This is a genomic window from Vibrio rhizosphaerae (assembly GCF_024347095.1).
GTDB classification, from domain to species: Bacteria; Pseudomonadota; Gammaproteobacteria; order Enterobacterales; family Vibrionaceae; genus Vibrio; species Vibrio rhizosphaerae.
In genome coordinates this window covers 774278-786458 of the sequence record NZ_AP024903.1, presented here as the reverse complement: position 1 = coordinate 786458, position 12181 = coordinate 774278, and the positions used below count along the sequence as shown (strand labels likewise).

The following is a 12181-nucleotide window of genomic DNA, read 5'->3' as shown; positions in this document are numbered from 1 at the left end:
TTACCATTATATCTGGCAAACATGTCAAATTAATAAAAAGCGGACCTATAAAGCTCCGCTTTTGACGAGATTTATTTTACAAGCACGCTAGATGCAAGGATGGCAACATTAATCGATTTCGTCCATCCAACACAGAATAATAGCTTCCAGAATTTTTTCATTGGAATGGTTTGGATCATCATCAAAATCATCCAAATCCATCACCCACTGGTGTAAATCAGTAAAGCGTACATTTTTCGGGTCAACATCAGGATACTGTTCGCATAACTCGATGGCGATATCCCTTGAATCAATCCACTTCATCATTCGTTCCTATCAGATACGGTATACAACGGTAAAAATCAATGCTCTTCCGCAGCATGGTTTAAGGTATATTTCGGAATCTCAATCACCAAATCTTCATCTGTGACCTTCGCCTGACATCCCAAGCGAGACTCGGGCTCAAGTCCCCAAGCCTTATCCAGCATATCGTCTTCAAGCTCATCACTTTCATCCAGTGAATCAAACCCTTCCCGAACGATAATATGGCAGGTCGTACACGCACACGACTTCTCACATGCGTGCTCAATTCCAATTCCATTTTTTAAGGCTACATCAAGTACCGTTTCGCCGGTTTCAGCGTCAAGGACCGCGCCTTCAGGACACAGATCTTCATGAGGTAAAACAATAATCTTTGGCATGTGTGTTTCTCTACTACGACTCAATATCATCTACAGACTGGCCAGCCAGTGCTTCACGAATTGATTTATCCATGCGGCGTGAAGCAAATGGCTGACTCACTTTATCGATCTCTTTAATACCCTGCTCAATCGCATTAGCATCATCACCATTTCTCAAAGCAATCAAACTTTCAATCGCACTCAGAAGCGTGGCTCTTTCTTGCTCATTTAAGAGTTCATCACCATCAGCCTGCATGGCGGCAATTAACCCTTCGATGACCCGGTCAGCTTCGACACGTTGTTCCATCAATGCCCGGCGCTGCATATCTTCGGCAGCATGAGCCATTGAATCTTTGAGCATGGAGGCAACTTCATCTTCACTTAAACCATAAGACGGTTTCACCTGAATTTCAGCCTGAACCCCGGTACTTTTTTCCATCGCAGTCACCGACAGCAAACCATCAGCGTCGACCTGATAGGTCACCCGAATATGCGCAGCTCCGGCAGTCATCGGCGGAATCCCTTTTAAAGAGAAGCGAGCAAGGGAGCGACAGTCATCAACCATCTCTCGTTCGCCTTGGACGGTATGAACCATCATCGCCGTCTGACCATCTTTAAACGTGGTGAATTCCTGAGCCCGGGCGACAGGGATCGTGGTGTTACGCGGAATAATTTTTTCCACCAGCCCACCCATGGTTTCAATCCCCAACGACAGAGGAATGACATCCAACAACAGCATTTCTGAATCGGGTTTATTCCCCGCTAGGATATCAGCCTGTGTCGCAGCACCAATCGCCACGACTTCGTCAGGGTTAATACTGGTTAACGGATCGCGGCCAAAGAATTCACCGACCATTTCCCGGACAAATGGCGTGCGGGTTGAACCACCAACCATCACCACTTCAATCACCTCATCGGCATCCACTTCGGCATCTTTCAGTGCGCGACGACAAGACATCAGCGTCTTTTTCACCAACGGCTGAATCAACGTTTCAAACTGTTCACGGCTCAGTTGACCTTGCCAGCCAAGCACTGAAATATTCGCCAATTCGGCATCTGATAAATCAATTTTGGCCTGAGAGGCAGCATCTAATAACGTCCGATATTCTTCAGCATTCAGCCGACGGTCAATCCCGATACAGGCTTTGAGGTGTTCTGCAATCAGGTGATCAAAATCATCGCCGCCAAGCGCGGAATCTCCGCCCGTCGCCAATACCTCGAAAACACCTTTGGACAAACGCAGAATGGAGATATCAAACGTACCACCACCAAGATCATACACTGCAATCACGCCTTCACGACCAGAGTCAAGGCCATAAGCAATTGCTGCGGCCGTTGGCTCATTCAACAGGCGTAAGACATGCAGTCCGGCAAGCTGAGCGGCTTCTTTCGTCCCGGCCCGCTGAGCATCATCAAAATAGGCTGGCACAGTAATCACGACGCCAGCTAATTCACCACCCAGTGATTGCTCAGCCCGCTGCGCTAAGGTTCGGAGAATATCGGCTGACACTTGAATTGGGTTTTTATCCCCTTGCGCCGTTTGAATAACCGGCAAACCATTTTGACTGGCTGTAAACCGGTAAGGTAAATGCGGATAACGTTGCTGAACGTCATCTAAAGAACGACCAATCAGTCGTTTCACTGAAATAATAGTATTTTCAGGATCTTGTTGGGCTTTTTGTCTCGCATCGACACCAACCAGCACTGCATCTTGAGCATAATTCACAACGGAAGGGACAATAGCCCGTCCATGTTGATCGGGTAGCGTTTCAGCAGTACCGCTGCGGACCGAAGCCACCAACGAGTTTGTTGTACCTAAATCAATGCCTGCTGCCAGCTTGTGTTGATGAGGTGCCGCACTCTGACCTGGTTCAGCGATTTGCAGTAATGCCATAGGGCTTTCCTTTGTTCTGAACTAACCGAGAAGCTTCTCTTCGGCGCGTTCGATTTCATTTCTTAGTTTGGCAATAAATTTGAGTTTACGAGCCGTATCGGCCGCCGATTCCCACTGGCATTGCGCCAGTTGCTCCTTCAGGGTCGTCAATTGTATTTTATACATTTTGCTGACTTTCCCATCAAAATCAATCAGCTGTGACTGTGCATCAGCCGCACTTTCAAGGGTTTCCAGTTCTTCACGTAACAACATTTGTTCCATCAGGAACTCAGGATCCTGCATGGTCTGTTGCTCACTGCGCAGATCAATATCATGTAGCATCAACAGATATTCCGCACGACGAATCTCATTTTTCAGAGTCTGGTAAGCATCATTGATTTCAGACGCTTTTTGTACCGCAACTAACCGTTCACGCTCAGAAGCCGCAGCTAAATTATCTGGGTGAAAGCGCTTCTGCAACTCCCGGAACTGAGAAGAAAGAAGGCTACCATCCAGATCAAACTGAGTTGGTAGCCCAAATAATTCGAAGTAATTCATATTAATATCAGTCCTGATCCATCGGCTATCCAATCCAACACTTACCATCTCTGACTGCCAATGTTGTGGTCGCTCGCTTATGATCTATTTTTCTTGGCGATGAAATGCTGAACCACATAGTCGGCGAGATGAATCAATGTTGTCGTATTCACGGTCACAGCCATGTTGCGTTAAACATTGAAGCTTTCACCGCAACCACATTCACTTTTGACATTCGGGTTATTGAATTCAAAGCCTTCGTTTAATCCCTGCTTCACATAATCGAGCTCAGTACCGTCAAGATAGACGAGACTTTTTGCATCGATGATGATTTTAACACCATGATTTTCAAAGACTTGATCTTCTTCATTGAGATCATCAACAAACTCGAGCACGTAGGCCATGCCAGAGCAACCGGTTGTTTTAACACCTAAACGCAAGCCAATCCCTTTTCCGCGATTGTCTAAAAAAGAACGAACTCGATCTGCTGCTGTTTCAGTTAAGGTGATGGACATACAACTTTAACCTTAAATCTAGTGGGTTTCAGAGGGAGACAAGCTCCCTCTATCAATCATTAATGTTCGTGTTTTTTCTTATAGTCAGCAACTGCTGCTTTAATTGCGTCTTCAGCAAGAATCGAGCAGTGGACTTTAACTGGTGGCAGTTCAAGCTCTTCAGCGATCTCAGCATTTTTGATCGCTGCCGCTTCATCAATCGACTTGCCTTTCACCCACTCGGTCACTAATGAGCTGGAAGCAATTGCACTCCCACAGCCATAAGTTTTAAATTTTGCATCTTCGATGATGCCTTCAGGTGACACTTTGATTTGCAGTTTCATAACGTCACCGCACGCCGGTGCACCGACCATACCGCTACCGATACTTGGATCTTCCTTGTCAAAAGAACCAACATTGCGTGGATTCTCGTAGTGGTCGATTACTTTATCACTATATGCCATGATGATTACCTCATATCCTCTATCGCTGGGAAGAAATTAATGATGAGCCCATTCAACGGAACTCAAATCAACGCCTTCCTTGTACATATCCCATAGAGGAGACATGTCGCGTAATTTATCTACTGCTACCCGGATTTGCTCGACCGCGTAGTCTACCTCTTCTTCCGTCGTAAAACGACCGAATGAAAAACGAATTGAGCTATGAGCCAGTTCATCGTCCATCCCCAGCGCTCGTAATACATACGATGGTTCTAAACTGGCAGACGTACATGCACTACCAGACGAAACCGCAAGATCTTTTAAAGACATCAGTAGCGATTCACCTTCAACATAAGCAAAGCTGATGTTTAGGTTGTTCGGCAGACGCTGCTCAAGATCACCGTTGACCGTGACTGCTTCCATCCCTTCAAGGCCAGCCAGCATCCGATCACGTAGCTTCTTCGCATGATCATAATCTTGCTGCATTTCTTCCTTGGCGATTCGACATGCTTCACCCATCCCGACAATTTGATGCGTGGCTAATGTTCCGGAACGGAACCCGCGCTCATGTCCGCCGCCATGCATTTGTGCTTCAAGACGAATCCGGGGTTTACGACGAACATACAACGCGCCAATCCCTTTCGGACCATAGATCTTGTGTCCAGACAAAGAAATCAGATCCACCTTCACTTGTTGCACATCAATCGGTAATTTTCCGGCAGACTGAGCAGCATCCACATGGAATACAACTTTGTGTTCACGGCATAACTCACCGATGGCTTCAATATCCTGAATCACACCAATTTCATTATTGACATGCATAATGGACACCAACACGGTTTCATCACGCATTGCCGCTTTCAGCTTGTTGAGATCGATTAAGCCATTTGACTCTGGCTCAAGATATGTTACTTCAAACCCTTCACGTTCGAGCTGACGACAGGTATCTAAAACGGCTTTATGCTCGGTCTTACAGGTAATGACATGCTTGCCTTTTTTACCGTAAAAATGAGCTGCACCTTTAATCGCAAGGTTATCAGACTCCGTAGCCCCTGAAGTGAACACAATCTCTCTCGAGTCAGCATTCAGTAAAGCTGCAATTTGCTCACGAGCCGTATCAACAGCTTCTTCTGCCTGCCAGCCATAACGGTGAGAACGAGACGCCGGATTACCGTAAATACCATCAACCGTCATGTACTGAACCATTTTTTCAGCAACCCGATGGTCTACCGGACAAGTTGCTGAATAATCAAAATAAATAGGCAGTTTCATTTTCTACTCCAATGTAAAACTAGCAATTATGACCGAGCATTCGCTCTAAGAGACACGGGTTCTGCTGAAACCGAAAGCGGCTTTTGCTGCGTGCGTCCCTGATTGATCGCAAGGTCTACATTCTGTCGATCTGAAATTTCTATTACTTCGTTATCATTCATCAGATCGCCCAGTGTGATATTATTGAGAAAATCACTAATACGAGAACTTAAATCGCACCAAAGCGTATGTGTCAGACAACGTGTACCGCCCTGACAATCGCCTTTCCCTGAACATTTGGTTGCATCAACAGATTCATCAACAGCACTGATGACATGCCCGACAGAGATCGCGTAAGCTTCGTTACCTAAACGGTAACCACCACCCGGCCCACGAACACTTGCAACCAATCCGGCTTTACGCAGTTTTGCAAACAACTGCTCCAGATAGGACAAAGAAATACCCTGGCGCTCGGAGATATCAGCCAGCGGCACTGGATTTTGTTGCGAATGCAGAGCCACATCAAGCATGGCGGTTACTGCATATCTTCCTTTTGATGTTAATCTCATAATCACTTGTATCCACACCGTTTATGTGGAAAGCAGTGTGTCATACCTGACTAAATAGGTCAAGTATTTATTTGACCTATTTAGTCAGGTATTTATCCATTCAATAGTAAGGGTTATTTGGCACATCGCTCAATCGACGTCAAAATGCCTCTTAATATATTGATTTCCTGAGATTCTGGGCGTGCCCGACTAAATAAACGCCGTAACTTATTCACCACCAGATTGGGTTGTTCTGCGGTAATAAACTGAGTCTGATACAGCACTTTCTCCAGATGTTGATAGAATCGTTCCAACTCCTCATGACGCGGATACTCTGGCTGCTCGTTTTGAGGAAAAGCCTGAGTTTGTCGGTCCAAATAAGCCACCCGGATTTCATAGCACAGTGTTTGTACTGCCATTGCCAGATTTAAAGAACTGTACTCGGGATTGGCCGGAATCGCGACATGATAGTGGCACTTTTGTAACTCTTCGTTGGTCAGACCGGTTCTTTCCCGGCCAAACACTAATGCGACAATCCCTTGTTCTCCTTCCCGAACAAATCGTTCTCCGCATTCTCTTGGGGCCAGCATCGGCCAGGACAGTGTTCTGGAGCGTGCGCTACTACCAACGACTAACTGACAATCTTCAACAGCGGCTTCCAGAGAATCAACGACCGCTGCATTTAACGCAATGTCACTGGCACCCGCAGCCATCGCGATGGCCTGTGCATCAACCTCACATTGAGGCGCAACCAAAACCATCTGGCTAAATCCCATCACTTTCATTGCCCGAGCCGCGGAACCGATATTACCTGAATGAGAAGTGCCGACGAGCACGATTTTCACTTGACTGAGCATGGGTAATTCTACTTTATTGATTATGGGATAGACGACATCATGAATAGCTGACGATATTACCATAAAGCAGATAAAAATGGTCAGGTTCTAAGTGAAATAATCCCCTACAGGACATAATTTAACCACTTCCTTTTCTCAATATCTCTGGTATACTTCCGCCCGCTTTTTTCGTTCTTTAACATCCGTTGGGAAACTCGTATGCATCCAATGCTAAATATCGCTATTCGTGCCGCACGAAAAGCTGGCAACCATATTGCTAAATCACTAGAAAACGCTGAAAAAATTCAATCCACTCAAAAAGGGACAAATGATTTCGTGACTAATGTAGACCAAGAAGCTGAGTCTATCATTGTTGACGTAATCAAAAACTCTTATCCAGAACATGTCATCATTGCTGAAGAAAATGGTGTGATTGAAGGAAAAGACAAAGACGTACAATGGATCATCGACCCACTGGATGGCACGACGAACTTCCTCAAAGGACTCCCTCACTTCTCCGTATCTATCGCTGTACGCATTAAAGGCAAAACTGAAGTTGCTTGTGTGTATGACCCAATGCTGAATGAACTTTTTACAGCGCAACGTGGGGCAGGAGCGCAGTTGAACAGCTCTCGAATTCGAGTCAATGCACTCAAAGATTTACAAGGTACCGTTCTGGCAACAGGGTTCCCGTTCAAACAGAAGCAACATGCTGAATCTTATCTGAAAATCGTCTCATCACTCTTTAATGAATGTGCGGATTTCCGCAGAACCGGTTCTGCTGCACTGGATTTATGCTATGTTGCTGCGAATCGCGTGGATGGTTACTTTGAACTGGGATTAAAACCATGGGACATGGCTGCCGGTGAGCTTATCGCCCGTGAAGCCGGTGCGATTGTGACTGATTTCGCTGGCGGGACGGAATACGTCAAGTCAGGCAATATCGTCGCCTCCAGCGCAAAAGGCACCAAAGCAATCCTGAAACATATTCGTGAACAGGGTAACGATGCGATTCTGAAATAATATCGCTCGGATCCGATACATAAAAAAACCGCTGATTTCAGCGGTTTTTTTTCATTGAAGCTCAAGCTCATCGTCCGTTAAGGAAGTTCATCGAACTCAGCACCTTCCTTCTCGACTTGAGGTGGAAGTAAGTGCTCACGTTTAATCCCCAGTTTCAAGGCCAGAGCAGATGCAACATAGATTGAAGAATAGGTCCCAACGGTGATCCCCAGCAACAACGCCAGAGCAAAACCGTGAATCATTGCCCCACCTTCAACAAACAAAGCAATCACCACAAATAACGTAGTACCGGAGGTAATTAACGTCCGGCTCAGTGTTTGTGTGATTGAATTATTCATCACTTCATCCGGTTCGCCTTTACGCATTTTACGGAAATTCTCACGAATCCGGTCAAAGACAACAATGGTATCGTTCAGTGAGTAACCCACCACCGTCAGCAAGGCTGCAATAATGGTCAGATCGACTTCAATCTGTAAGAATGAGAACACACCCAGTGTAATCGTGACATCATGTGCCAAAGACAAAACGGCCCCGGCAGATAAACGCCATTCGAAACGCATTGAAACGTACATCAAGATACAGAGCAGCGAAATCAGGATTGCCATCCCTCCTGCTTCTGTCAGCTCATCACCGACATTCGGTCCGACGAACTCGATTCGACGCATTTCAACGTGTTGACCCGTGCCCTTATTGATAGCACTGATGATCTGATTGCCTAACGCTTCACCCGCCATATTTTCACGCGGACGCAAACGAACCATGACATCTTTGGCCGAACCAAAGTTTTGGACTGTTGCATCACCAAAACCCTGTGTCTCAAGCGCATTTCGGACCTGTTCAAGATCAGCCGGCTGCTCAAAACTCACTTCAATCAGTGTCCCGCCGGTGAAATCAAGCCCCCAGTTAAATCCCTTGATAGAGATCGTCACAATCGACGCCACAATCAGTAGCGCTGAAAGGACAAAGGCAAACTTTGACCAACGCATAAAGTTGATCGCTTGCTTTGCTTTTAGAATTTGAAACATATCTATTCCCAGCTTTTAATCATGACGACGATTAGATCGACAATTTCTTAATCCGCTTGCCGCCATAAAGCAAGTTCACCACACAACGTGTTCCAATAATGGCAGTAAACATTGACGTCAGAATACCAATGGACAAAGTCACCGCAAACCCTTTGATTGCACCCGTTCCGACTGCAAACAGGATAATCGCCGTGATCAGCGTTGTGATATTCGCATCAGCAATGGTACTAAATGCATTGGCATATCCCTGATGAATCGCCTGTTGCGGATTACGACCTTCAACCAGCTCCTCCCGGATCCGCTCAAAGATCAACACGTTCGCATCCACCGCCATACCAACGGTCAAAACAATCCCGGCAATCCCCGGCAATGTCATGGTCGCCCCTGGAATCATCGACATCACGCCAACAATCAAGATCAGGTTTGCAACCAGCGCCAAATTAGCAATCAAACCAAATTTACGGTAGTAAAGCGCGGTGAACAACATGACGGCAATCAGCCCCCAGACACACGCCTGAACACCCATATCGATATTCTGTTGTCCCATAGACGGACCAATCGTCCGCTCTTCAACAATAGAAATCGGCGCAATCAGCGCACCGGCACGGAGCAGCAAAGCCAGATTGTGTGCTTCTGCAGAAGAATCGATCCCCGTAATTCGGAAACTGCGTCCTAAAGCTGACTGAATTGTCGCTTGGTTAATCACCTCTTCGTGCTTAGTCAGGATAACTTTGCCTTGCGGAGTCTTACGACCACTGTCTTTATACTCAGCAAAAACAGTTGCCATCAACTTACCGATATTCTTCTCGGAAAACGCAGCCATTTTGCTGCCACCTTCACTATCGAGAGAGATATTAACCTGAGGTCGCCCGTATTCATCAGCACTCGAGCTGGCATCGGTAATACTCGCACCACTGAGAATGACACGTTTTTTCAGCACAACCGGACGACCTTGACGGTCAAGTTTAACCTCAGTGCCCGGTGGCACTCGGCCAGCTGCAGCTGCAGCCAAATCGACACTGGTATCCACTTCGCGGAATTCCAAGGTCGCCGTCGCACCCAGAATTTCTTTTGCACGAGCCGTATCCTGAACACCGGGTAGTTCAACCACAATCCGGTTCGCCCCTTGACGTTGAACTAGCGGTTCGGCAACCCCGAGTTCATTGACCCGGTTTCTCAGAATCGTAATGTTCTGCTCAACGGCGTAATTACGAATTTCTTGCAGACGCGCTTCGGTATATACCGCCGTCAGAACATAACGACCTTGGCTTTCTGCCGCAGAGATAGTCATATCCCGATGCTTCGGCTGCAGAACATTGATGGCCTCATTCGCCTGTTCTTCGTTACGCAGCACGACTTCCAAACGCTTGTTGTCAGCAGTATGAACCGCACGATAACGAATCTTGGCTTCCCGAAGTTCGGTCCGGAAGGCATCTTCTTCCTGAGTCAGCAATTTATCCATGGCGGCATCCATATCCACTTCCATCAGGAAATGCACACCACCCCGTAAATCAAGCCCGAGCTTCATTGGCGTCGCACCAATAGACTCCAGCCAATGTGGTGTCAGCGGCGCAAGATTTAATGCCACGATCATATTACGATCAAGGGCTTCCCGGATCGTATCCCGGGCACTGAGTTGGGTATCGGTATTATTAAATCGGACAAGAACAGAGCCGTTTTCTAAAGCAGCCGATTTATAAGAAAGATGCGCTTTATCAAGCGACTGGGTGATAGTATCCAGCGTAGCCATATCAACGGAGGCGCCTCGCGCCCCTGTTATCTGAACAGCTGGATCTTCACCGTAAATATTCGGAAGTGCATACAATGCAGAGATGGCGATAATAAACAGCACCATCAGATACTTCCATAATGGGTAACGGTTCAGCACAGCGAGGATCCTCTAGCTGTTATAGAGATTTAAGCGTACCTTTTGGCAACACTGCAGTAACGAAGTCCTTTTTAATCACAACAGGATTATTCGGGTTCAATTCGATTGTGATGAAGTCATTGTCATCAGCAATTTTAGTAATTTTGCCAATCAAACCACCACTGGTTAAGACTTCATCACCTTTGCTCATTGAAGACATCAGATTTTTATGCTCTTTAGCACGTTTGGCTTGTGGCCGATAGATCATGAAATAGAAGATGACAGCAAACACAGCCAGCATGATCAGCATTTCAAAACCACCACCTTGTGGTGCGCCTTCGCCCGCCGCGTGGGCAACAGAAATTAAACTCATTGAGAAACGTCCTCTCGGGTTATTGTTGTTAAATCATATTCACTTTATGTTGGGTTGCGCCATTGAAATTTCAACCACTTGGTGATTATCTGCCGGCGCAGTCCATTCAGGCTTTCGCCAGTGGCGGAACCGCACGCTCTCTGCGAGCGTAAAATTCCTCAACAAACACATCAAATCGATCCGCTTCAATCGCTTCACGAATACTTGCCATCAGTCTCTGATAATAGCGAAGATTATGGATCGTGTTCAAACGCGCGCCCAAAATCTCATTGCAGCGATCCAGATGATGCAAGTAAGACTTCGAATAGTGCTTACAGGTATAGCAATCGCAATGTGGATCTAAGGGTGTCGTATCCGTCTTATGTTTTGCGTTACGAATTTTTATCACACCACCGGTCACAAACAAATGACCATTTCTGGCATTACGCGTCGGCATCACACAATCAAACATATCAATCCCGCGACGGACGCCTTCTACCAGATCTTCCGGCTTTCCGACGCCCATCAGATAACGGGGTTTGTCTTCCGGTAACTGGGGACAGGTATGCTCAAGAATACGGTGCATGTCTTCTTTCGGTTCACCGACCGCCAGACCACCGACAGCATAGCCATCAAAACCAATATCGGTCAGACCGGCAACCGACACATCGCGTAAATCTTCAAACACCCCACCTTGTACGATCCCGAACAGTGAATTGGGGTTTTCCAGCTGGTCAAAATGGTCTCGTGAACGTTTTGCCCAGCGCAGTGACATTTCCATCGACTGCTTGGCTTCCGTGTGCGTTGCCGGGTACGGTGTACATTCATCAAAAATCATCACGATGTCAGAGCCGAGATCCTTTTGGATTTCCATCGACTTTTCTGCATCCATAAAGATTTTTTCGCCATTAACCGGATTCCGGAAATGGACTCCCTCTTCGGTAATCTTGCGAATATCACCCAGACTAAAGACCTGAAAACCACCGGAGTCAGTCAAAATCGGACCTTGCCAGTTCATGAAATCATGCAGATCACCGTGCATTTTCATCACCTCTTGCCCCGGGCGTAGCCACAGGTGGAAGGTGTTGCCTAACAGGATTTCAGCACCTGTTTCTTTGACCTCTTCAGGGGTCATTCCTTTGACGGTGCCGTAAGTACCGACCGGCATAAATACGGGCGTTTGCACTGTCCCGCGTTCAAAAGTAATCTGCCCGCGTCGAGCATTTCCTTGTTTCTTTTTCAGTTCAAATTTTAACTTCACAATGCCTCCAAA

14 protein-coding genes are annotated in these 12181 nt (G+C 46.6%); 1 reads left to right on the top strand and 13 read right to left on the bottom strand.

From position 1 onward, the window contains the following. Window positions 1-108 precede the first annotated feature (108 nt). From iscX to trmJ, 9 genes are all read right to left on the bottom strand, one after another. On the bottom strand, window positions 109-303 hold the full coding sequence (gene iscX, locus OCV37_RS03635) for a Fe-S cluster assembly protein IscX (protein ID WP_038182510.1): 195 nt from the start codon (window positions 301-303) through the stop codon (window positions 109-111). A gap of 38 nt (window positions 304-341) precedes the next feature. Continuing rightward, window positions 342-680: an ISC system 2Fe-2S type ferredoxin gene (gene fdx / locus OCV37_RS03630; RefSeq protein WP_038182513.1), complete on the bottom strand. Its 339-nt coding sequence runs from the start codon at window positions 678-680 to the stop codon at window positions 342-344. 13 nt (window positions 681-693) lie between these two features. Beyond that, window positions 694-2553, bottom strand: coding sequence for a Fe-S protein assembly chaperone HscA (gene hscA / locus OCV37_RS03625; RefSeq protein ID WP_038182517.1), 1860 nt, complete (start codon window positions 2551-2553; stop codon window positions 694-696). 21 nt (window positions 2554-2574) lie between these two features. Then, complete coding sequence (gene hscB, locus OCV37_RS03620) at window positions 2575-3090, bottom strand: co-chaperone HscB (protein ID WP_038182520.1); 516 nt, start codon at window positions 3088-3090, stop codon at window positions 2575-2577. Window positions 3091-3260: 170 nt separating this feature from the next. After that, complete coding sequence (gene iscA / locus OCV37_RS03615) at window positions 3261-3584, bottom strand: iron-sulfur cluster assembly protein IscA (RefSeq protein ID WP_038182523.1); 324 nt, start codon at window positions 3582-3584, stop codon at window positions 3261-3263. A 59-nt stretch (window positions 3585-3643) separates the two neighbouring features. Continuing rightward, window positions 3644-4027, bottom strand: a complete 384-nt coding sequence (gene iscU / locus OCV37_RS03610; RefSeq protein WP_038182526.1) for a Fe-S cluster assembly scaffold IscU — start codon at window positions 4025-4027, stop codon at window positions 3644-3646. Window positions 4028-4063: 36 nt separating this feature from the next. Beyond that, window positions 4064-5278, bottom strand: coding sequence for an IscS subfamily cysteine desulfurase (locus tag OCV37_RS03605; RefSeq protein ID WP_038182530.1), 1215 nt, complete (start codon window positions 5276-5278; stop codon window positions 4064-4066). Window positions 5279-5304: 26 nt separating this feature from the next. Continuing rightward, on the bottom strand, window positions 5305-5826 hold the full coding sequence (iscR, locus tag OCV37_RS03600) for a Fe-S cluster assembly transcriptional regulator IscR (RefSeq protein WP_038182532.1): 522 nt from the start codon (window positions 5824-5826) through the stop codon (window positions 5305-5307). A gap of 113 nt (window positions 5827-5939) precedes the next feature. Then, the gene (trmJ, locus tag OCV37_RS03595; RefSeq protein WP_038182535.1) at window positions 5940-6662 is read right to left on the bottom strand and encodes a tRNA (cytosine(32)/uridine(32)-2'-O)-methyltransferase TrmJ; all 723 of its coding nucleotides are present in this window, start codon (window positions 6660-6662) and stop codon (window positions 5940-5942) included. Between the two features lie 198 nt (window positions 6663-6860). On the opposite strand from trmJ, the gene suhB reads away from it, so the two are divergent. Then, entirely contained in the window at window positions 6861-7664 is an 804-nt protein-coding gene (gene suhB, locus OCV37_RS03590; protein ID WP_038182538.1) for an inositol-1-monophosphatase, read from the top strand. Between the two features lie 77 nt (window positions 7665-7741). Here suhB and secF read toward each other — a convergent pair whose 3' ends face one another. From secF to tgt, 4 genes are all read right to left on the bottom strand, one after another. Then, window positions 7742-8689 carry a protein translocase subunit SecF gene (gene secF / locus OCV37_RS03585; protein WP_038182541.1) on the bottom strand — a complete coding sequence of 316 codons (948 nt, stop codon included), beginning with the start codon at window positions 8687-8689 and terminating at the stop codon, window positions 7742-7744. A 31-nt stretch (window positions 8690-8720) separates the two neighbouring features. Further along, window positions 8721-10577, bottom strand: coding sequence for a protein translocase subunit SecD (gene secD / locus OCV37_RS03580; RefSeq protein ID WP_084717487.1), 1857 nt, complete (start codon window positions 10575-10577; stop codon window positions 8721-8723). 19 nt (window positions 10578-10596) lie between these two features. Continuing rightward, window positions 10597-10929 (bottom strand): preprotein translocase subunit YajC, encoded by a 333-nt coding sequence (yajC, locus tag OCV37_RS03575; RefSeq protein ID WP_038182546.1) that lies wholly within the window; start codon window positions 10927-10929, stop codon window positions 10597-10599. Between the two features lie 106 nt (window positions 10930-11035). Next, window positions 11036-12169, bottom strand: coding sequence for a tRNA guanosine(34) transglycosylase Tgt (gene tgt, locus OCV37_RS03570; protein ID WP_038182848.1), 1134 nt, complete (start codon window positions 12167-12169; stop codon window positions 11036-11038). Window positions 12170-12181: the final 12 nt, after the last annotated feature.

Coding starts and splice junctions, on each gene's coding strand:
- iscX (WP_038182510.1), bottom strand. CDS start 303: ATGAAGTGGATTGATTCAAGGGATATCGCCATCGAGTTATGCGAACAG.
- fdx (WP_038182513.1), bottom strand. CDS start 680: ATGCCAAAGATTATTGTTTTACCTCATGAAGATCTGTGTCCTGAAGGC.
- OCV37_RS03605 (WP_038182530.1), bottom strand. CDS start 5,278: ATGAAACTGCCTATTTATTTTGATTATTCAGCAACTTGTCCGGTAGAC.
- iscA (WP_038182523.1), bottom strand. CDS start 3,584: ATGTCCATCACCTTAACTGAAACAGCAGCAGATCGAGTTCGTTCTTTT.
- hscA (WP_038182517.1), bottom strand. CDS start 2,553: ATGGCATTACTGCAAATCGCTGAACCAGGTCAGAGTGCGGCACCTCAT.
- suhB (WP_038182538.1), top strand. CDS start 6,861: ATGCATCCAATGCTAAATATCGCTATTCGTGCCGCACGAAAAGCTGGC.
- hscB (WP_038182520.1), bottom strand. CDS start 3,090: ATGAATTACTTCGAATTATTTGGGCTACCAACTCAGTTTGATCTGGAT.
- iscR (WP_038182532.1), bottom strand. CDS start 5,826: ATGAGATTAACATCAAAAGGAAGATATGCAGTAACCGCCATGCTTGAT.
- yajC (WP_038182546.1), bottom strand. CDS start 10,929: ATGAGTTTAATTTCTGTTGCCCACGCGGCGGGCGAAGGCGCACCACAA.
- secF (WP_038182541.1), bottom strand. CDS start 8,689: ATGTTTCAAATTCTAAAAGCAAAGCAAGCGATCAACTTTATGCGTTGG.
- iscU (WP_038182526.1), bottom strand. CDS start 4,027: ATGGCATATAGTGATAAAGTAATCGACCACTACGAGAATCCACGCAAT.
- trmJ (WP_038182535.1), bottom strand. CDS start 6,662: ATGCTCAGTCAAGTGAAAATCGTGCTCGTCGGCACTTCTCATTCAGGT.